Source organism: Halomonas sp. (assembly GCF_014859505.1).
Classification (GTDB): domain Bacteria; phylum Pseudomonadota; class Gammaproteobacteria; order Pseudomonadales; family Halomonadaceae; genus Halomonas.
In genome coordinates, this window is sequence record NZ_JACUUD010000048.1 from 1 (window position 1) to 20,367 (window position 20,367).

General features: G+C 68.3%; 16 protein-coding genes and 1 tRNA gene. 12 read left to right on the plus strand and 5 right to left on the minus strand.

What is annotated here, in order from left to right; all coding sequences use genetic code 11:
- The 7 genes from IBX53_RS08395 to IBX53_RS08425 form a co-directional block, all read left to right on the plus strand.
- A partial coding sequence (locus IBX53_RS08395) for a TonB-dependent receptor (protein ID WP_290907882.1) occupies positions 1-1,031 on the plus strand: 1,031 nt, incomplete at its 5' end.
- 85 nt (positions 1,032-1,116) lie between these two features.
- Complete coding sequence (locus IBX53_RS08400; RefSeq protein ID WP_290907883.1) at positions 1,117-1,947, plus strand: cobalamin-binding protein; 831 nt, start codon at positions 1,117-1,119, stop codon at positions 1,945-1,947.
- 9 nt (positions 1,948-1,956) lie between these two features.
- Positions 1,957-2,925, plus strand: a complete 969-nt coding sequence (locus tag IBX53_RS08405) for an iron ABC transporter permease (protein WP_290907885.1) — start codon at positions 1,957-1,959, stop codon at positions 2,923-2,925.
- The gene (locus tag IBX53_RS08410; RefSeq protein ID WP_290907888.1) at positions 2,925-3,692 is read left to right on the plus strand and encodes an ABC transporter ATP-binding protein; all 768 of its coding nucleotides are present in this window, start codon (positions 2,925-2,927) and stop codon (positions 3,690-3,692) included. Before IBX53_RS08405 ends, IBX53_RS08410 begins: the two co-directional genes overlap by 1 nt.
- 4 nt (positions 3,693-3,696) lie before the next feature.
- The gene (cobO, locus tag IBX53_RS08415) at positions 3,697-4,302 is read left to right on the plus strand and encodes a cob(I)yrinic acid a,c-diamide adenosyltransferase (RefSeq protein ID WP_290907890.1); all 606 of its coding nucleotides are present in this window, start codon (positions 3,697-3,699) and stop codon (positions 4,300-4,302) included.
- Positions 4,299-5,006, plus strand: coding sequence for a 5,6-dimethylbenzimidazole synthase (gene bluB, locus IBX53_RS08420; protein ID WP_290907892.1), 708 nt, complete (start codon positions 4,299-4,301; stop codon positions 5,004-5,006). The genes cobO and bluB overlap by 4 nt, the downstream gene beginning before the upstream one ends.
- Positions 5,003-6,451 (plus strand): cobyric acid synthase, encoded by a 1,449-nt coding sequence (locus IBX53_RS08425; protein ID WP_290907894.1) that lies wholly within the window; start codon positions 5,003-5,005, stop codon positions 6,449-6,451. Before bluB ends, IBX53_RS08425 begins: the two co-directional genes overlap by 4 nt.
- A gap of 27 nt (positions 6,452-6,478) precedes the next feature.
- On the opposite strand, the gene IBX53_RS08430 is transcribed toward IBX53_RS08425, so the two are convergent.
- A complete protein-coding gene (locus IBX53_RS08430) occupies positions 6,479-7,405 on the minus strand; it encodes a MurR/RpiR family transcriptional regulator (RefSeq protein ID WP_290907896.1) in 927 nt (308 codons plus the stop codon).
- A 250-nt stretch (positions 7,406-7,655) separates the two neighbouring features.
- Between IBX53_RS08430 and IBX53_RS08435 the strand changes: the two genes are divergently transcribed.
- The 4 genes from IBX53_RS08435 to IBX53_RS08450 all read left to right on the plus strand — a co-directional run bounded on the left by IBX53_RS08435 (position 7,656) and on the right by IBX53_RS08450 (position 13,610).
- Complete coding sequence (locus IBX53_RS08435; protein ID WP_290907897.1) at positions 7,656-8,447, plus strand: enoyl-CoA hydratase/isomerase family protein; 792 nt, start codon at positions 7,656-7,658, stop codon at positions 8,445-8,447.
- 105 nt (positions 8,448-8,552) lie between these two features.
- Entirely contained in the window at positions 8,553-10,754 is a 2,202-nt protein-coding gene (locus tag IBX53_RS08440; RefSeq protein ID WP_290907899.1) for an acetate--CoA ligase family protein, read from the plus strand.
- On the plus strand, positions 10,751-11,566 hold the full coding sequence (locus IBX53_RS08445) for an enoyl-CoA hydratase-related protein (RefSeq protein ID WP_290907902.1): 816 nt from the start codon (positions 10,751-10,753) through the stop codon (positions 11,564-11,566). Before IBX53_RS08440 ends, IBX53_RS08445 begins: the two co-directional genes overlap by 4 nt.
- A 127-nt stretch (positions 11,567-11,693) precedes the next feature.
- On the plus strand, positions 11,694-13,610 hold the full coding sequence (locus tag IBX53_RS08450; RefSeq protein WP_290907906.1) for an SLC13 family permease: 1,917 nt from the start codon (positions 11,694-11,696) through the stop codon (positions 13,608-13,610).
- 55 nt (positions 13,611-13,665) lie between these two features.
- On the opposite strand, the gene IBX53_RS08455 is transcribed toward IBX53_RS08450, so the two are convergent.
- The 4 genes from IBX53_RS08455 to betI form a co-directional block, all read right to left on the minus strand.
- Complete coding sequence (locus IBX53_RS08455; RefSeq protein WP_290907909.1) at positions 13,666-16,113, minus strand: acyl-CoA dehydrogenase; 2,448 nt, start codon at positions 16,111-16,113, stop codon at positions 13,666-13,668.
- A 150-nt stretch (positions 16,114-16,263) separates the two neighbouring features.
- Positions 16,264-17,970, minus strand: a complete 1,707-nt coding sequence (betA, locus tag IBX53_RS08460; protein WP_290907912.1) for a choline dehydrogenase — start codon at positions 17,968-17,970, stop codon at positions 16,264-16,266.
- A 9-nt stretch (positions 17,971-17,979) separates the two neighbouring features.
- A complete protein-coding gene (betB, locus tag IBX53_RS08465; protein ID WP_290907915.1) occupies positions 17,980-19,464 on the minus strand; it encodes a betaine-aldehyde dehydrogenase in 1,485 nt (494 codons plus the stop codon).
- Positions 19,465-19,475: 11 nt separating this feature from the next.
- Complete coding sequence (gene betI / locus IBX53_RS08470) at positions 19,476-20,075, minus strand: transcriptional regulator BetI (protein ID WP_290907918.1); 600 nt, start codon at positions 20,073-20,075, stop codon at positions 19,476-19,478.
- A 211-nt stretch (positions 20,076-20,286) separates the two neighbouring features.
- On the opposite strand from betI, the gene IBX53_RS08475 reads away from it, so the two are divergent.
- Positions 20,287-20,363 (plus strand) — tRNA-Met (locus IBX53_RS08475).
- Positions 20,364-20,367 lie beyond the last annotated feature (4 nt).

Below are 20,367 nucleotides of genomic sequence, written 5' to 3' on the forward strand. Positions count from 1 at the left end.
CGGGTATCTATGGCGAACTGCCGGTAACTGGAAGCTGGCGTAGTCGTCTGACCCTTAGCGAGTCGCGTGATGAGCAAGAGAATCTCTATAGCTTTGGAGCGACAGTTTTCGATACCAAGTCGCGTTCCGCACGTTGGGAAAATACCTTGGGATTGGGTTCGCATGAGTTTGTATTAGGGGCTGAGTATTTAAAGGACTCAGTCACGACTTCTGATGACTACCTGGTAGAAAGTCGCGACAATACTGCCGTCTTCGCCCAAGGCCTGTTCGATTTTGCCCCCGTCGCCGTCCAGGCTAGCCTGCGCTACGACGATAATCAGGCCTATGGAGAGGAGGTCACTGGCAGCCTGGCGCTGGGCTATGATGTGGGTGCCTATCACACCCTTCGAGCCAGCTATGGTACCTCTTTCAAGGCTCCGACCTTTAATGACCTCTACTATCGTGATCAGTGGGGTAATTTCGGTAATCCTGACCTCAAAGCAGAGAAAGCCGAGGCCTTTGAACTCGGGCTTCGCGGCCAATATCAGCATTATTTCTGGGATCTGGCCCTATATCAGAACGAGATCGATGATCTGATTCAATGGAAAGATCAAGGGAACTTTACTTCCGCACCTGAGCAGGTAGATAGCGCCCGAATTCGTGGAGCAGAGCTGTCAACGGGTGTCGAGATTGATTCCTGGACCTTGGCCGCGGCACTGACTTACACCGACCCTGAGAATCGTGAGACCGGTAGCAGGCTGAGTGGGCGTGCATCACAAAGCCTTCGTTTGGACGCCGATCGCCAACTGGGCGACTGGTCTCTGGGGGGCTCCTGGATTGCTCAGAACCACCGCTATGATTACGACTTCTATGGCAATGCTACCCGACTGTCAGGCTTTGGTCTGGTCAATCTGCGCGCCGGCTGGGGCTTTGCGCCAATGTGGTCTGCGCGCCTGACCGTGGAGAATGCACTGGACAAGGAGTACGAGACCTCGCGTGACTACCTTAACGCCGGCCGTGCGGCCTTCGTGAGCGTTCACTTTGGCCAGTAGCGGCCAGCTCAGCGGGGCCCTTGGCCCCGCTACCGTCTTCTGCGCTTCGCTCGGCCTGGCCCTTTCGGGGCTGGGCACGAGCGAGGTGCGCGCCGATTCGCCCTGTGCCGTCGACGACCGCGACCGCGAGGTCTGCCTGGCCGCGCCGGCCAGCCGCATCGCCGCGCTCTCGCCCGGGGCCACCGAGCTGGTCTACGCGGCCGGGGCCGGCGATCAAGTCGTGGCGGTGGTGGCCTACAGCGACTATCCGCCCGAGGCTCGGGAGGTCCAGTCGGTCGGCAGCCACACCCGCATGGATCTGGAAACCCTGGTATCGCTCGCGCCGGACCTGGTGATCGGCTGGATCACCGGCAACCCGGCGGAGCAGCTCGAAACTCTCGAGGCGCTGGGCTTGCCGGTGTTCATGATCGAGCCGCGTACCGTCGAGGGGGTCGCCACCGCCATCGAGCGGCTGGCGCGCCTGGCCGGCAGCGTGGCGGCGGGCGATGCTGAGGCGACGCGCTTCCGCGAGGGGATGGCGGAGCTCGCCGAGCGCCACGCCCAGGCCGAGCCGGTGTCGGTCTTCTACCAGGTGTGGGACGAGCCGCTGATGAGCGTCAACGACGAGCACCTGATCGGCCAGGTGGTGACCCTGTGCGGTGGCGTCAATGTCTTCGGTGAGCTCGCGCGGCTGGTGCCCCGCCTCGACGATGAATCGGTACTGGCCGCCGACCCCGAGGCGATCATCGCCGGCGGCATGGGCGAGGAGAACCGCCACTGGCTCACCCACTGGGAGCAGTATCCGGCCCTGACCGCGGTCGCCCGCGACAATCTCTTCTTCGTGCCGCCCTCGCTGATCCAGCGCCCCACCCCGCGCCTGCTGGAGGGCGGCCGCATGCTCTGCGACAAGCTGGAGGTCGCGCGTGGCAGACGGTAGACGAGCCCGATGCGCCAGCTGAGCCTGCCCCTGGGCCTGCTGCTGGCGGCGTCGCTGGCGGCACTGGCGCTGTCGGTCAGCGTCGGCAGCGTCGGCGTGGCGCCGGGCGAGCTGTGGGCGGTGCTCACCGGCGGGGGCGAGGTCCTGCCGCGCACCCTGGTTCTCGACCTGCGGGTGCCGAGGTCGCTTGCGGCCTTCGCCGTCGGCGGCCTGCTGGCGGTGGCGGGTGCGCTGATGCAGGTGCTGCTGCGTAATCCCCTGGCCGACCCCTATGTGCTGGGGCTATCCGGCGGCGCCTCGGTGGGGGCGCTCGCCGCGATGCTGGGTGGCATGGGGGGACTGGTGATCTCCGGCTCGGCCTTCGGCGGGGCGCTGGCCTCGACCCTGCTGGTGTTCGGCCTGGCCCATGGCACCGGCAGCTGGACGCCATCGCGGCTGCTGCTCACCGGGGTGGTGGTGGCCGCCGGCTGGGGGGCGGTGATCACCCTGATGCTGGCGGTGAGCCCCGCCGACCGCCTGCCGGGCATGCTCTACTGGCTGATGGGGGATCTCTCCTACGCGCGAACCCCCTGGCCGGGGTTGGCCATGCTGCTGGTGGTCTGCCTGCTGGTGGTGCCGCTGGGGCGCAGCCTCAACGTGCTAGCCCGCGGACCGCTGCAGGCGGCGGCGCTGGGGGTGGCGGTGCGGCCGCTGGAGTGGGTCATCTATATTGCCGCCAGCCTGCTCACCGCCATGGCGGTGACCACCGCCGGCAGCATCGGCTTCGTGGGGCTGGTGGTGCCGCATATGCTGCGCCTGGTGCTGGGCAACGACCAGCGCCTGATCCTGCCGGCCTGTGCCCTGGCCGGCGGCACCCTGCTGGTGCTCGCTGATACTCTGGCGCGCACCCTGATTGCCCCGGAGCAGCTGCCGGTAGGGGTGATCACCGCGCTGCTCGGGGTCCCTACCTTCCTCTACCTGCTCTACCGGAGCCGCTGATGAGCCGTCTCGACGCCAGGGAGCTGGTCATCGACGTCCCCGGGCGCGCCGATGGCCGGGCGCTGACGCTGAGCGTCGAGCCTGGCCAGGTGTGGGGCGTGCTGGGCCCCAACGGGGCCGGCAAGACCACCCTGCTGCATACCCTGGCGGGGCTGCGGTCGCCGCGCCGAGGGGAGGTGCTGCTCGATGGCCGGCCCCTGGCCACCCTTGGCCGTCGCCAGATCGCCCAGCGGCTGGGATTGGTGTTCCAGGAGCGGCACGACGGCTTTCCCGCCACGGTGCGCGAGACCGCCCTGATCGGTCGCCATCCCTGGCTGTCGCCCTGGCAGATGGAGGGCGGAGAGGACCTGCGCCTGGCCGAGGCGGCGCTGGCACGGCTGGATCTCGACCACCTGGCCGACCGCCTGGTCAGCACCCTCTCCGGCGGCGAGCGCCAGCGCCTGACCATCGCCACGGTGCTGACCCAGGCGCCACGCATCTGGCTGGCCGACGAGCCGACCAACCATCTCGACCTGCACCATCAGACCGAGGTCATGGCGCTCCTCGCCGGCGAGGCAGCCGCGGGTCAGGCGGTGATGATGTGCCTGCATGATCTCAACCTGGCGGCGCGCTGGTGTGACCGCCTGCTGCTGCTCTACCCCGACGGCGAGGCGTGCTGGGGGCCGGCGGAAACCATGCTGGTGCCCGCCGCCCTGGAGCGTCTCTATGGCCAGCGCCTGGCCACCGCCGAGGTCGACGGCGCCCCCGTCTTCGTTCCCGTGAGGTGATTAGATGAAGAAAGTCGATCCGAAGCGCCATGCCGAACGCATGGCCATCAAGCAGCAGATCATGCAGGCGCGCATCAAGGCCGCCGACAAGGAGCAGGGGCTCTTGCTGGTGCTTACCGGCCCCGGCAAGGGCAAGAGCAGCTCCGGCTTCGGCATGCTGGCCCGAGCCCTGGGTCACGGCATGCAAGCCGGGGTGGTGCAGTTCATCAAGGGGGCCTTCAGCACCGGCGAGGAGGCCTTCTTCCGGGAGCTGCCCAACGTGACCTACCACGTGATGGGCGAGGGCTACACCTGGGACACCCAGGACCGGGAGCGCGACATCCAGGCCGCCGAGGCCGCCTGGGAGGTGGTGCGAGGCATGCTCAATGACCCGAGCGTCGACCTGGTGCTGCTCGACGAGCTCAATATCGCCCTGCATTACGGCTATCTGGACCTCGACCGGGTGCTCGACGACCTCCAGGCCCGGCCGCCGATGCAGCATGTGATCGTCACCGGCCGCTACGCTCCCGAGGCGCTGATCGAGCTGGCCGATACCGTCACCGAGATGAAGGTGGTCAAGCACGCCTTCAAGGACCAGGGGATCAAGGCCCAGAAGGGCATCGAGTTGTGAGCTCGAGTCACGCCTTTCCTGAGGCTCAGCGGCTTGGCGTTTACCGAGCCATCCACGAGCGTCGGGATGTGCGCGCCCAGTTCCTGCCAGACCCGGTTCCCCCGGAGGTGTTGGTACGCCTGCTGGAGGCTGCCCACCATGCGCCCTCGGTGGGCTTCATGCAGCCCTGGGACTTCCTGCTGATCGACAGCCTCGAAGTGCGGCGCCGGGTGCATGCCATCTTCGAGAGGGAGAACGCCAGAGCGGCCGAGAACCATGCCGGTGAGCGCGGGCATCTGTATCGACGCCTCAAGCTGGAGGGGATCCTGGAGAGCCCGCTTAACCTGTGCATCACCTGCGACAGGGCCCGTGGCGGCGAACACGTGCTGGGGCGCAACAGTATCGTCGACACGGACCTGTTCAGCACCTGCCTGGCGGTGCAGAACCTGTGGCTGGCGGCCCGCGCCGAGGGCATCGGCGTGGGCTGGGTCAGTATCCTCGATCAGGATGAACTGGCGCAGGTGCTGGGCCTGCCGGAACGTGTCTATCCCCTGGCCTACCTGTGCCTGGGCTATGTCAGCGAGTTCCTGGAGCAGCCCGAGCTGGCGCGTCAAGGTTGGCGTCAGCGTCTTCCACTGGCAGAGCTGGTGCATGGCAATGGTTGGGGGCACGCATTGACGGATTCAGCGCTACAGGAGGCACTGGGCGAGATGACTCTGCCATGACCACCCTGATGATCCAGGGCACCACCTCGGATGCCGGCAAGAGCACGCTGGTGGCGGGGCTGTGCCGGGTGCTGGTGCGCCGGGGCGTGTCGGTGGCACCCTTCAAGCCGCAGAACATGGCGCTCAACAGCGCGGTGACCGCGGACGGCGGCGAGATTGGCCGCTCCACGGCGCTGCAGGCACAGGCGGCGGGCGTCGCGCCCCACAGCGACATGAATCCGGTGCTGCTCAAGCCCGAGAGCGACCGCGGCGCCCAGGTGATCCTGCGCGGCCGGGTGCACGGCCACATGGATGCGCTGGACTACCACGCCTACAAGCGCGAGGCGAAGGCCACGGTGCTGGCAGCCTGGGAGGCGCTGTCGGCGCGCCATGACGTGATCATCGCCGAGGGGGCCGGCAGTCCGGCGGAGATCAACCTGCGCGAGAACGATATCGCCAACATGGGCTTCGCCGAGGCGGTGGACTGCCCGGTGCTGCTGGTGGGTGACATCGACCGCGGCGGTGTCTTCGCCCAGCTGGTAGGCACGCTCGAGCTGCTCAGCAAGAGCGAGCAGGCGCGTACCCGCGGCTTTGTCATCAACCGCTTCCGCGGCGATCTCGCCCTGCTCGAGCCCGGGCTCGACTGGCTTGCCGAGCGAACCGGCAGGCCGGTCCTCGGCACGCTGCCCTACCTGCCGGGGCTGCTGCTGGACGCCGAGGACAGCCTGGGCCTCTCCGGCCGCCAGTCGGGCGAACCGGCGCTCAAGGTGGTGGTGCCGGCGCTGCCGCGCATCAGCAACCACAACGACTTCGATCCGCTGCGGCTGCATCCCCGTGTTGAACTGACCTTCGTCGGGCCCAATCACGAGATCCCGCCCGCCGACCTGATCATCCTGCCCGGCAGCAAGAGCACCAGAGCCGATCTCGCCTGGCTCCGCGCCCAGGGGTGGGAGGAGGCCATCCGTCGCCACCTGCGCTATGGCGGCCGGGTACTCGGCATCTGCGGCGGCTTCCAGATGCTCGGCACGGCGATCCACGACCCCGAAGGCCTGGAGGGGCCGGCCGGGTCGACGCCGGGGCTGGGGCTGCTCGAGATCCAGACGCGCCTGCTGCCCGGTAAGCGGCTGCGCAACGTCACCGGTCACCTGCTGCCCGAGGGCGTACCGATCGCCGGTTACGAGATCCATCAGGGCGTCAGCGAGGGCCCCGGGCTGGCGCGGCCGTTCTGCGCGCTGGCGGGGGGGGGCGACGGCGCGGTGAGCGAGGATGGCCAGGTGATGGGCACCTACCTGCACGGGCTCTTCGACAGGGCCGAGGCGGGTGCGGCGCTGCTGGCGCGCTGCGGCCTGGCGGAGGAGGGCGCCGTCGACCTGGACGCCCATCGGGAGGCGGAGCTGGATCGCCTGGCCGACGCCCTGGAGCAGCACCTCGATATCGCCGCCATCGAGCGGCTGCTGGGTCTCTGACGGCTCGGCCGCCGCCTGATCGCGCGCCTACTCCTGCTCCACATAGGCGCCCATGGCGCGCATCCGCGACTCGAAGCTCGCCACGTTGTCCACCAGGTCGTCGGGGCCGAAGGCCACGCACTCCGCCAGCAGCACCTCGATCAGGGTGATCGCCGAGAGGATCGACGGGAAGAAGTGCGGCGTGGCATTGGCCACGTTGAAGGTGATGGTGGCCCCCGGCACCAGCGGCGAGCGCATGGTGTCGGTGACCACGATGGCGCTGACCCCCGCCGCCCGGGTGATCTCCAGCGCGCGCATGGTCTCGGCACAGTAGGGCTCGAAGCCGAAGGCCACCACCACGTCGCCCTCGCCGAAGGGCGCCAGCTCGGTCAGCAGTCCCCCCTCCTGGCCGCGGATCAGCTGGATGTTGGGCATGGCGATGCGCCCCACGTAGGCGAAGTGGTAGGCGCAGGCGAAGGTGTCCCGAAATCCCACCACGGCGATCTTCTCCGCGGCCAGCAGCCGCCTGGCGGCGTCGCGCACCCGCTGCTGGTTGTCGGCGGTGAACAGCCGGCCGATATTGTCGAAGGCGGCATCGCCCACATCGAGAAACACCTGATCGTCGGTCTGGCTGGCCAGGGTGCGCAGCTGGCTGGCGCGCCCGGAGAGCTCCACGGGGCCTGCCTGGACCGCCGACTGGAACACCTCCCGGAACTGATCGAAGCTGTCGAAGCCCAGGCGCTTGGCGAGGCGCACCAGGGTCGAGGCGGTCACCTCTGCGGCGGTGGCCGACTTGCGTATCGACTGGAAGGCGATCTCCACCGGATGCTCCAGCACGTAGCCGGCGGCCAGCTTGAGCTGGGGGCTGAGCTCGGGATAGGCCTCGGCGAGCTGCTGGTTGACCGTATCCAGCCGCGTGGTGCCGCCGGCTTCCGGGGACGGCGAACCGACCTCCTGCACGTCGTGGTCCAGCACGGGGATCTCCTGGGTTGGTGGCGGGGCGGCGACATTGTAACCGATGAGCTCGGGGGATGAATGGCACAATCGTTTCTTATCGATAAAAATCGTGACACATGCGTGTTGACCCGTCGGCGACCCTTGGCTAGGATGCTCGCAGAACAAGCGTGCTGCCGATGCGGTAATAATGACACGTTTGTTTCCATGGCGATTCACCATCGCCCTGGCTTATCGAACCCATCTGCCAGCCCTGAGAGTGCCGCCCCCCATGAGCCAAGCCGAGTACGAGACCCTGATCCTTCGCCGCCACGGCCAGGTGCAGGAGATCCGCTTCAACCGTCCCCATCGCCTCAACGCCGTGACCGAGGCGCTCTACGCCGAGCTCAACGATGCCCTGACCCGCGCCGAGGCGGATGGTGATGTGCGCGTGGTGCTGCTCACCGGCGAGGGCCGTGCCTTCTGCGTGGGCGCCGATCTGAAGGAACACAAGGAGGGGCGCACCGCCTTCGACCGCCGCCAGTACCTGCAGGGCGAGCAGATCGTCTGCAAGCGGCTGATGCAGATGCAGACCCCGGTGATCGCCGCGGTGAACGGCTTTGCGCTGGGCGCCGGGGCGGAACTCGCCATCGCCTCGGATTTCCTGTTGATGGCCGAGAGCGCCCAGATCGGCTTGCCCGAGGTCTCCATCGGCAACTTCCTGGGCGGCGGCGTGACCTGGCTGCTGCCGCGCCTGGTGGGCCTGGCCAAGGCCCGCGAGCTGGTCTTCCTGGGCGAGCGCATCGATGGCGCCGAGGCCGTGCGCATCGGCCTCGCCAACCGCCACTATCCCGACGAGGGCTTCCTCGATGCCGCCCTGGCCTTCTCCGAGCGGATCGCCAGCAAGGCCCCCTTCTCCATGGCCCTGGCCAAGGAGCAGCTCACCTTCTCCGGCGAGCGCACCCTGGACGCCTGCCTGGCCGCCGAGCTCGAGGGCATGACCTTCGTCGGCACCACCCGGGACTGGCAGGAGGGCGTGGACGCCTTCGCCGAGAAGCGTGCCCCGCGCTTCCAGGGCAAGTAGCCCCGTCTCTTCCGAACCTCCATGAATTGCCCGGCCGCGGCCGGGTCTGAACCACGCTTCATCGCCCACTCTTCATTCGCCCCCGAGGGCAAGGTCAGCCAGCACATGAATCCCATCGAAGGACACCTCCCCACCTGCAGCCCCCTCCACGACATCCTGGCGCCCGGCGGCATCGCCGTGGTGGGCGCCTCGTCCGATCCCACCAAGCGCGGCTACAAGGCGATGGTCGGCCTGATCAAGGATGGCTACCGGGGCGACATCTACCCTGTCAACCCCAAGGCCGACATGATCCTCGGGATCAAGGCGTGGCCCTCGGTCACCGCGATTCCCGGCAGCCCGGCGCTGGCGCTGATCTGTACCCCGGCGCCCTCTGTGCCAGGGCTGATCGCCGAGTGCGGGCGGCGCGGCATCAAGGGCGCGGTGATACTCGCCAGCGGCTTCGCCGAGATCGGCGGGGAAGGGGCCGAGCTCGAGCGGGAGATGATGGAGAAGGCCCGCGCCCACGGCGTGCGCATCATCGGCCCCAACACGTCGGGCATCTTCAACCTGCATCACAAGATCAACCTGCTGGCGCTGGACAACGTCAAGCCCGGCGGCGTGGGCATCATCTCCCAGTCCGGCAACATGTTGCTGTCGCTGGCGCTGGAGGCCCAGTACAACGGCAACGTGGGTTTCTCCACCTACGTGGGGCCGGGCAACCAGAGCGACATCGGCTTCAACGACTACCTTCGCTACCTGGGCGAGGACGAGCACACCCGGGTCGCCACCCTCTACGTGGAGGGCTTCCGCGACGGGCGCAAGTTCCTCGAGGTCGCCCGGGAGGTGACCGCCATGAAGCCGGTGGTGGTCTACAAGTCCGGCTCCACCGAGGCCGGCCAGAAGGCCGCCAGCTCCCACACCGGGGCGCTGGCCGGCAGCTATGCCATGACCGTGGACCTGCTCAGGCAGGCCGGGATCAGCGTGGTGCAGCACTCCGACGAGATCCTGCCGGTGGCCGAGGGGCTCGGCCTGCTGCAGAAGGCCCGCGGCAAGCGGGTGGCGGTGATCTCCGATGGCGGCGGCCAGGCCACCATCGCCTCCGACCGCCTGGCCGAGGCGGGCCTCACGCTCGCCGAGCTCTCCGAGGCGACCCGCCAGAAGCTGCGCGACGTGCTCTTTCCCCAGGCCTCCACCGTCAACCCGGTGGACGTGGCCGGCTCCACCGACGCCAATCCGTCGCTGCTGGCCACCTGCATGGAGATCGTCGCCGCCGACGACAACGTCGACAGCGTCTTCCTGGTGGGCATGTTCGGCGGCTACAGCACCCGCTTCGCGGAATCCCTGCTGGGCGACGAGATGCGTGGCGCCGAGGCCATGGTGGACCTCTCCCGAGCGACCCCCAAGCCGCTGGTGATCTACAGCCTCTATGCGCCGATCAAGCCGCCGGCGCTGCGCCGCCTGCATGAGGCGGGCCTGCCCATCTACGCCTCCATCGAGCATTCGGTGCGCGTGCTCTCGGCGCTGGGCGAGCGTGGCCAGTACCTGGCCCAGGTCGAGCGCCAGAGCCGTGAGCGCAGCGTGGAGCCGTTGCCCGAGCTTACTGCCATGTTCCAGCGCGCCCGGGACGAGGGCCGCGACCTCTTCGAGTACGAGGCCAAGCAGCTGCTGCGCGACCACGGCATCGAGGTGCCCCTGGAGCTGGTGGTGCGCGACGAGACGGAGCTGGCGGAGGCGGCGAAGCGCTTTGCTGGAGAGAGTGGCGAGACGCCGCTGGCCATGAAGGTGGTCTCCAAGGACATCCTGCACAAGTCCGACGCCGGCGGCGTGAAGCTCAACGTGGTGGGCGAGGCCGCCATGCGCGAGGCCCGTGGGGCGATCCTCGCGTCCTGCCTGGCCTATGACGCCAGCGCCGAGATCGAGGGGGTGCTGGTCACCCCCATGGCAAAGAAGGGCGTCGAGGTGATCCTCGGGGTGATCCGTGACCCCATCTTCGGCCCGGTGCTGATGTTCGGCCTCGGCGGCATCTTCGTGGAGATCCTCGAGGACGTGGCCTTCCGGGCCATCCCGCTCTCGCGTCGCGACGCCGAGGACATGGTGGAGCAGATCAAGGCGAAGAAGATTCTCGGCGGCGTGCGCGGCGAGAAGGCGGTGGACAAGACGGCGCTGGTGGACCTGCTGCTCAAGGTGTCGCGCATCGTCGAGGCCTACCCGGCGCTCTCCGAACTCGACCTCAACCCGGTGATCGTCAACGCCGACGGCTATGCCGTGGTGGATGCGCGGGTTATCGTGGAACGCGACGCCTCAACCGACAAGGAAGCCCATTCATGAGCCAGACGACCCCGCCCAGCCTTCCCCAGCTCACCGACGCGCGCCTGACCCTGGAGGGTCGGGTGGCCACCCTGACCCTGGATCGCCACGACGTGCGCAACGCCCTGACCGGCACGGCCCTCACGGATGACATCGTCACCGTAGCCCAGTGGGTCAACGCCTGCGACGCCGTCTCGGTGCTGGTGATCACCGGCGAGGGCAGCGCCTTCTCCGCCGGCGGCAACGTGAAGGACATGGCGGAGCGAGGCGGCGACTTCGAAGGCGACGTGGCCGAGGTCTCGGCGCGCTACCGCCGTGGCATCCAGCGCATCCCGCTGGCCCTGCAGGCGGTGGAGGTGCCGATCATCGCCGCGGTCAACGGCCCTGCCATCGGTGCCGGCTTCGACCTGGCCAACATGGCCGATATCCGTATCGCATCCACCAGGGCCAAGTTCGGCGAGACCTTCCTCAACCTGGGGATCATCCCCGGCGACGGCGGCGCCTGGTTCATGCAGCGCCTGATCGGCTACCAGCGCGCCTTCGAGCTGACCCTCTCCGGGCGGGTGATCGACGCCGAGGAGGCGAAGGAGTATGGCATCGTACTGGAGGTGACCGAGCCCGAGGCGCTGATGGAGAAGGCGGGCGAGCTGGCCGCGCGCATCGCCGCCCAGCCGCCGAAGGCCACCCGACTCACCAAGCGACTGATGAAGATGGCCCAGCGCACCGAGCTCAAGGACTTCCTCGACCTCTGCGCGGTCTTCCAGGGCATGTGCCACAACGAGCCCGAGCACCTGGAGGCGGTCAACGCCATGCTTGAGAAGATGGCGAAGTAGCCGCCTCGACAGGCGCCAGGAACCCGGCTTCGGCCGGGTTTTTGCTTTATGGCGCAAGAAAGTGCTTGTCCGCAACCGGGTGGCCTGGCAATGCTGTCGGCATCGACATTCACAGGGAGGTGAACGCATGGCCGACAGCACCCTGGTCTTCATCGTGCTGGGCGCAACCCTTGCGGCGTTCGTCTGGGGGCGCTTCCGCTATGACCTGGTGGCGCTGTCGGCGCTGCTCGGTTCGGTGATGCTGGGGCTGGTGCCGGGCGAGGAGGCCTTCCTCGGCTTCGGCCACCCGGCGGTGATCACCGTGGCGGCGGTGCTGGTGCTGAGTCGCGCCTTCGAGCGCTCCGGGGTGGTGGACGTCATCGCCGAGCAGGTGCTCAGGGTCGGCGAGCGGCTCTTCCTGCAGCTGGCTGCCCTGACCGGCACCGTGGTGGTGCTCTCCGGCTTCATGAACAACGTCGGCGCCCTGGCGCTGCTGCTGCCGGTGGCCATGCGTCTGGCCCGGGAGCATGACACCTCGCCGTCGCTGCTGCTGATGCCGCTGGCCTTCGGTTCGCTGCTGGGGGGGCTCACCACCCTGATCGGCACCCCGCCCAATATCATCATCGCCAGCTACCGCGGCTCGGTCACCGGCGAGAACTTCGGCCTCTTCTCCTTCACGCCGGTGGGCGCCGCGGTGGCCCTGGCCGGGTTCGCCTTTATCCTGCTCATCGGCTGGCGGCTGGTGCCCCAGCGCGCGGGCAAGGCCTCCTTGGATGCGATGTTCGACACCGCCAACTACCTGGTGGAGCTGCGCGTCGGGGAGGAGTCGAAGGCCAACGGCCTGACCCTGCGCGAGCTGCAGCAGGAGCTGGAGGAGACCATTCCGGTGCTCGCCGTGGTGCGCGACGACAAGCGCCGCGCCGGCCACGCCTTCTTCGGCACTCTCAGGGAGGGCGACATTCTGCTGCTGGAGGCGGGCCCCGAGGAAATGAAACTGCTCGAGGACAAGGCGGGCCTGAGCCTGGGCAAGGACGCCGAGGATGAGGAAAAGGAGGCCGAGGAGCAAGCAGCCGAAGAGCAGCAGAAGGCCGAGAAGCGCGCCGAGAGACCGAAACAGGATAAAGGCGAGGAGCAGGAGCGCGACGGCAAGCAAGCGGAAAAGGAGAAGAAGCAAGAGAAGAATGAGGATAAGACCGGTGTGGATACCGAGGGCCTGCAGCTGGTGGAGGCGGTGGTGCGCAACGACTCCATGATGGTCAACCACACCGTGACTCAGCTGCGCCTGCACAACCAGTTCGGCCTGCACCTGGTCGCGGTGGCCCGGGACGGCGGCCGCCTCAAGCAGCGCCTGCGCGAGATCCGCTTTCGCCCCGGCGACGTGCTGCTGCTGCAGGGCGGCGAGAGCGAGCTCGCCGAGAGCCTGGCCACCCTGGGCTGTCTGCCGCTCGCCAGCCGCAACCTGACGCTCGGTCAGCCGCGTATGCTGCTGGCGTCGCTGGGCATCTTTGCGGCGGCTATCGTGGCCATCCTGCTGGGGCTGCTGCCGGCGGCGGTGGCGCTCTCCTCGGCAGCGCTGGTCTCGCTGCTGGTGGGGGTGCTGCCCCTGCGCGAGGGCTACCAGGCCATCGACGGACCGGTGCTCGTGCTGCTCGGTGCGATGATCCCGGTGGGCCAGGCGCTGGAGACCAGCGGCGGCGCCGCGCTGATCGCCGAGGCCATGCTGGTGTGGGGCGTCCAGTGGCCGGCGGTGGTGACCCTGATCGGGCTCTTCGTGCTTACCATGATGCTCTCTGACGTGATCAACAACGCGGCGGCGGCGGTGCTGATGGCGCCCATTGCGGTGAGCCTGGCCAACGGCTTCGACGCCTCCGTGGATCCCTTCCTGATGGCGGTGGCGGTGAGCGCCTCCTGCGCCTTCCTCACCCCCATCGGCCACCAGTCCAATACCCTGGTGATGGGTCCTGGCGGCTACCGCTTCGGCGACTACTGGCGCATGGGTCTGCCGCTGGAGGTCGTCGTGGTGGGGGTGGCCATTCCCATGATCCTGCTGGTGTGGCCGCTGTAAACGAATCGCCCCGGCACTGGGCCGGGGCGAAGGGTTGCGGCAGTGTAGAGAGGCGTCAGGCCGCCTGGTGGCGCAGCACCTTGGACTTGTCGGTAACGAAGGCGTCGTACTCGAAGTCGTCCACGGTGAGCAGCTCCAGCACCCCGGCCTCGCGCTCGCGCATAAAGGCGGCGTCGTCGGCCGAGATCAGCCCGGCTTCCAGCGCCGCCTCTACCCGCTGCTCGGGGTGCAGCGCATCGGCGGGCAGCTCCCCCTTGGCATAGGCCTTGTTGACCGTGCGGTAGAGGCCCTCGGCGCGCTCTTGAGTCGCCAGCAGGGCGTTGTACTGTGCCAGCGGGTTCTCCTGCACGCCGTCGTCGGCCGCCCAGGTCTCGGCCAGCAGCTTCTGGCGCAGGGCGGTGTCCCGGGAGACGGCCTGGGCGATGGTGCGGGCCAGGTCGTCTTGGGGCCGCTTGAAGCGCTTGCCGCGCGGCATCACCGCCAGGCGCAGCAGGCGGGCCAGTGCCCGGTTGGGCAGGTTGTCGAACAGCTCGTCCAGCGCCTGCTCGGCGCGGCCCAGCAGCCACTGGCAGGCGTAGTGGAAGAGCGCCGCCTCGCCCTCGACCTTGTCGCCCTCATGCCACTGCTTGATCACCATGGAGGCGAGGTAGAGGTTGGAGAGCACGTCGCCCAGCCGCGCCGAGAGCATCTCGCGCTGCTTGAGGGTGGAACCGAGGCTCGCCATGGCGGCGTCGGCACAGAGCCCGAAGCCGGCCGAGAGCCGGGCGATCTCCTGGGCATAGCGCTGTGCCTCGGCGTCAAAGGGCACGGCGGGCCTGCCGATCCCGAGGCCCTGGGTGAAGGCGCGGGCGGCGTTGCCGAAGATCAGGCCGGCATGGCCGAAGAACGCCTTGTCGAAGGCCCGGATGTCGTCGGCGTCCCGGGCGGCGAGCTCCTCGAGCACATAGGGATGGCAGCGGATCGCCCCCTGGCCGAAGATCATCAGGTTGCGGGTCATGATGTTGGCGCCTTCCACGGTGATCGCCACCGGGTTGGCGCTGTAGCCGATACCCAGGTAGTTGCGCGGCCCCAGGGTCACCGCCTTGCCGCCGTGGATGTCCATGGCGTCGCCGAGAATCACCCGCTGGAACTCGGTGAGCTGGCTCTTGAGGATCGCCGAGGGTACCGCCGGCTTCTCGCCGCGGTCGATGGTGTTGGCGGTCTGGTAGACCGCCGCCTGGGCGATATAGCCCAGCGCCGTCATGCGCGCCAGTGGCTCCTGGACCCCCTCCATCTCGGCCACCGGCACGTTGAACTGCCGGCGGATGCGGGCGAAGCCGCCGCTCCAGCCGATGGCGTAGCGGGCGGTACCGGTGGCGCCGGAGGGCAGGGTGATGCAGCGGCCGATGGAGAGACACTCCACCAGCATGCGCCAGCCCTGGCCGATCATCTCGGTGCCGCCGATGATGGTGTCCAGCGGCACGAAGACGTCCCGGCCCTTGATCGGGCCGTTCAGGAAGGGGCTGCCGATGGGGTGGTGGCGGCGGCCGATCTCCATGCCGGCGGTGTCGCGGGGAATCAGCGCCAGGGTGATGCCGCGATCCTCCTCGTCGCCCAGCAGCTTTTCCGGATCGAACAGGCGGAAGGCCAGGCCCACCACGGTGGCGATGGGGGCCAGGGTGATCCAGCGCTTCTCGAAGTTGAGGCGCACGCCGAGCACCTCCTTGCCGTCGATGACCTGCCTGCAGACCACGCCGGTGTCGGGGATGGCAGTGGCGTCACTGCCGGCGCGGGGGCCGGTGAGGCCGAAGCAGGGGATCTCGCGGCCGTCGGCGAGCCGCGGCAGGTAGTGGTCCTTCTGTTCTTCGGTGCCGTACTTGAGCAGCAGCTCGCCTGGGCCGAGGGAGTTGGGCACGCCCACGGTGACCATCAGGGTCTCGTTGATGGAGAGCTTCTGCAGCACCAGGGACTGCGCCTTGGCGGAGAAGCCGAGGCCCCCGTACTCCTTCGGAATGATCATGCCGAAGTAGCGTTCCTGCTTGAGGTGGTCCCAGAGCGCCTGGGGCAGGTCGGCGCGCTCCTTGGCGATCTCCCAGGCGTTGCACATGCCGGCGGCCACCGAGCACTGGTTGTCGATAAAGGCACGCTCTTCTTGCGTGAGCCCCTCGTCCTTGACGTCCAGCAGCGCCTGCCAGTCCGGCTTGCCGCTGAAGAGCTCGCCGTCCCAGGCCACGCTGCCGGCCTCCAGCGCCACGCGCTCGGTGTCGGAGACCTTCGGTGAGACCTTCTTGAACATGGCGAACAGGCGCGGGGTCAGCCACTTGCCGCGCAGGGCCGGCAGGCCGGCCACCGCCACGGCGATGGCCCCGGCAAGCAGCAGCAGGCCCAGCAGGGTGGAGGCGAGGAGCAGGCTGGCCAGGCCCGTGACGGCGAGCACCGCCAGGGCGGGCAGGGCACCCGCCTCGCGGCGCATCACCGCCAGCAGGCCGATGACGGCCACGAGCAGCAGGATCAGGGTGAGCATGGAGTGACTCCGGTTGTGGTGAGACGCAGAAATTCGAACAGATGTTTGAATTCTTGCAGACTAGCCCACATCGGTGCAACCGGCCAGTGGCCACGAAAACGCCCCGCGCTGCAGGGCAGGGCGAGGCGTTGGGGGCGACGAGGGGCGGCGCTATGCCTCGAGACGGCGCTTCGGTTCGCCGCGGGCGGGGGCGTCGCCCGCCACGTAGTAGGGGGCGTCGCTTCTCGGCAGGGGGTCGCGGCCGCGGATCCGGTCGGCGATCTTCTCGGCCAGCATGATGGTCGGCGCGTTGAGGTTGCCGGTGGGGATCAGCGGGAAGAGCGAGGCGTCCACCACTCGCAGCCCCTCCACGCCGTGTACCCGGCCCTGGCCGTCCACCACGGCGTCGTCGCCCTCGCCCATGCGGCAGCTGCCGCAGGGGTGGTAGGCCGTCTCGGCATGCGCCTTGACGAAGGCGTCCAGCTCGGCGTCGGACTGCACCTCGGGCCCCGGGGAGATCTCTCGCCCGCGGTAGGCATCGAAGGCGGGCTGATTGATGATCTCCCGGGTCAGGCGGATGGCGTCGCGGAACTCCTGCCAGTCCTTCTCGGTGGACATGTAGTTGAAGAGGATGCTCGGCGCCGCCTCCGGGTCCCGGGAGGCGAGGCGGATGCGGCCGCGGCTCTCCGAGCGCATGGAGCCGACGTGGGCCTGGAAGCCGTGGGCCTGTACCGCGCTCTTGCCGTTGTAGCTGATGGCGATGGGCAGGAAGTGGTACTGCAGGTTGGGCCAGGGCTCCTCGTCGCTGGTGCGGATGAAGGCGCAGGACTCGAACTGGTTGCTGGCGCCGATGCCGCGGCCGAGGAAGAGCCACTCGGCGCCGATCTTCGGCTGGTTAACCCACTTCAGCGCCGGGTAGAGAGAGATCGGCTCCCGGCATTCGTACTGGATATACATCTCCAGGTGATCCTGGAGGTGGGCGCCGACGTTGTCGTTGACGTGCACCGCCTCGATGCCGAACTCCTCGAGTACCTCGCGGGGACCCACGCCGGAGCGCTGCAGGATCTGCGGCGAGGCGATGGCGCCGGCGCACAGCAGCACCTCGCGGTGGGCGCGCACCCGCTGGACCTGGCCGCCGCGCCGGTAGCGCACGCCCACGGCGCGCCTGCCATCGAACTCGATCACGTCCGTCATGGCGCGGGTCTCGATGGTCAGGTTCGCCCGCGGCTTCGCCATGTCCAGGTAGCCACGGGCGGTGGAGGCGCGCCGGCCGTTCGGGGTGACGAAGCGGTCCATGGGGCCGAAGCCCTCCTGGCGGTAGCCGTTGACGTCTTCGGTCTCGGCGTAGCCGGCCTGCTTGCCTGCCTCGATGAAGGTGCGATAGAGCGGGTTGTTGCCCGGCTTTCTATCGGTGCGTGGCGTCGTGACGCTCACTGGCCCGTCGCCGCCGTGGTAGTCGTCGGGCCCGATGTCGCGGGTCTCGGACTTGCGGAAGTAGGGCAGGCAGTCGGCGTAGGTCCAGTCCTCGAGCCCCGGCGCCTTGGCCCAGTTGTCGTAGTCCAGGGCGTTGCCGCGGATATAGCACATGCCGTTGATCAGCGAGGAGCCGCCGAGCCCCTTGCCGCGGCCGCACTCCATGCGCCTGCCATCCATGTGCGGCTCGGGGTCGGTCTCGAAGGCCCAGTTGTAGCGCTTGCCCTGCAGCGGGTAGGCCAGGGCCGCCGGCATCTGGGTGCGGAAGTCGAAGCGATAGTCGGGGCCGCCGGCCTCCAGCAGCAGCACCGAGACGTCCTCATCCTCGGTGAGGCGGGCGGCCAGCACGTTGCCGGCCGAGCCGGCGCCGATGATGACGTAGTCGAATTCACGAAGCTCGGTCATGTCGACTCCTTAAAATACCGACTCGAAGGGCCCCATCTCCACCTGTATCGACTTGGTCTGGGTGTAGTGGGCCAGGGTCTCGATGCCATTCTCGCGGCCCACGCCGGACTGCTTGACGCCGCCCACCGGCATCTCGGCCGGGGACTCGCCCCAGGTGTTGATCCAGCAGATGCCCGCCTCCAGGTGGTGGATCACCCGGTGGGCGCGGTTGAGGCTCTCGGTGAAGACCCCGGCGGCCAGCCCGTAGTGGGTGTCATTGGCGCGACGGATCACCTCCTCCTCGTCATCGAAGGCCAGTATTGCCATCACCGGGCCGAAGATCTCCTCCTGCACGATGCGCATCGAATCCGTGCAGTCGGTGAACACCGTGGGCGCCGCCCAGGCACCCTGCGACCGGTCAACTCCGGCGACGTCGCCGCTCGTCCAGTCGTCGCCGCCGGCCAGCAGCCGTGCGCCCTCTTCCTTGCCCAGGGCAATATAGGAGAGCACCTTGGCCTGGTGCTCGAAGCTCACCAGGGGACCGAAGTTGACCCTCGGATCCAGCGGGTCGCCGGCGCGGATGCGTGCCATGCGCTCGGCGATCCTGGCCTCGAAGTCCGCCTTGACCGAGAGCTCGACGAAGACTCGGGTGCCGTTGGTGCAGATCTGCCCGCTGGAGTAGAAGTTGGCCATCATGGCGGCGTCGGCGGCGCGGTCCATGTCGGCGTCGGCGAAGACCACGAAGGGTGACTTGCCGCCCAGCTCCATGGTCACCTCCTTGAGGGTGGAGCCGCCGGCGGCGGCCATCACCTTCCGGCCGGTGCCCACCTCGCCGGTGAAGGAGACCTTGTCGATCTCGGGATGTTCGGTGAGCAGGGCGCCCACCTCGCCGGCACCGTGGACCACGTTGAAGACGCCGTCGGGCAGCCCAGCCTCGGTGAGGATCTCGGCCAGCTTCATGGCGGTGAGCGGGGTCACCTCGCTGGGCTTGAAGACCACGGCGTTGCCGGCGGCCAGGGCCGGGGCCGCCTTCCAGCAGGCGATCTGGATCGGGTAGTTCCAGGCGCCGATGGCGGCCACCACGCCCAGCGGCTCGCGGCGGGTGTAGACGAACGACTCCTCGCGCAGCGGGATCTGGGTGCCCTCGATGGCCGCGGCGAGGCCGGCGTAGTACTCCAGGGCGTCGGCGCCGGTGACGATGTCCACCGTGGCGGTCTCGCTGATCGGCTTGCCGGTGTTGCGGGTCTCGAGCTCGGCGAGTTCGTCATTGCGCTCCCGGAGCAGCGCCACGGCGCGCTGCAGGATGCGCCCGCGGGCCATGCCGCTCATGGCGGCCCATTCGCGCTGGCCGCGCCTGGCGGCTGCCACGGCGGCGTCCACGTCGGCGGCTGCGGCCTGCTGCACGCGGGCCAGCAGGCTGCCGTCGAAGGGGTTCACGATCTCGAAGGTGGCGCCTGAGCTGGCGTCTACCTCGCGGCCGTCGATGTAGAGGGGCAGGGGATTGCGCTGTGTCATGGGGCTCTCCTTCAGTCAGCAGAGGGGGTGGCGGTAAGCAGCTGGTCCAGGGTGGCCAGGGCCACACGTCGTGCTGCATCGGCGTCCAGGCCCTCGGGGGTCAGGGCGCCACGCAGCCACAGGCCGTCGATCATGGCGGCAAGGGCGTGGGCGGCTCGGCGTGCCTCGGCGCGAGGCATCAGGCGGTGGAACTGGGCGCACAGGTTGGAGTAGAGACGGCGGTCGTTGACCTGTTGCAGACGCTGCAGTGCCGGCTGGTGCATGCTGCTGGCCCAGAAGGCCAGCCAGGTCTTGGCCACAGGGCCGGTGACCTGGCTGCGATCGAAGTTGCCCTCGATGATGGCCCTCAGGTGCGCCCGGGGACTGGCGTCGGCAATACTGGCTCGGCGAGCCGCCACGGCTGTTCCCAGGTCGCTGAGGATCTGGCGCATGGTCGCTTCCAGCAGGCCATCCTTGCCGCCGAAGTAGTGGCTGATGATGCCCGCGGAAACGCCGGCGTGCCGGGCGATGCGCATGACGGTGGCATCGGCCAGGCCGACCTCGTCGATAGCCGCCATGGTCGCCTTGATCAGTTGCTGGCGGCGGATGGTTTCCATTCCGACCTTGGGCACCTCGAGACCTCCTGTTCCAGGGCTGACTTGGCGCCATGCGTTGAGCATGGTGAGGGTAGGCATAGCCTGCCATTCTTTTATTGAACGTTCAATCAATATAAGGGGCGGGCAAGAGGGCAGAGCAAGAGGTCGGTACGGCAGGGGTTGCCATGCGGTGGTGGCCTCGGCATAATATGACCCCGTTGAAAGGCATACATCTGCCCGACGGCCTGGCTACGTAGCTCAGCTGGTTAGAGCACATCACTCATAATGATGGGGTCCCCTGTTCAAATCAGGGCGTAGCCACCAGACA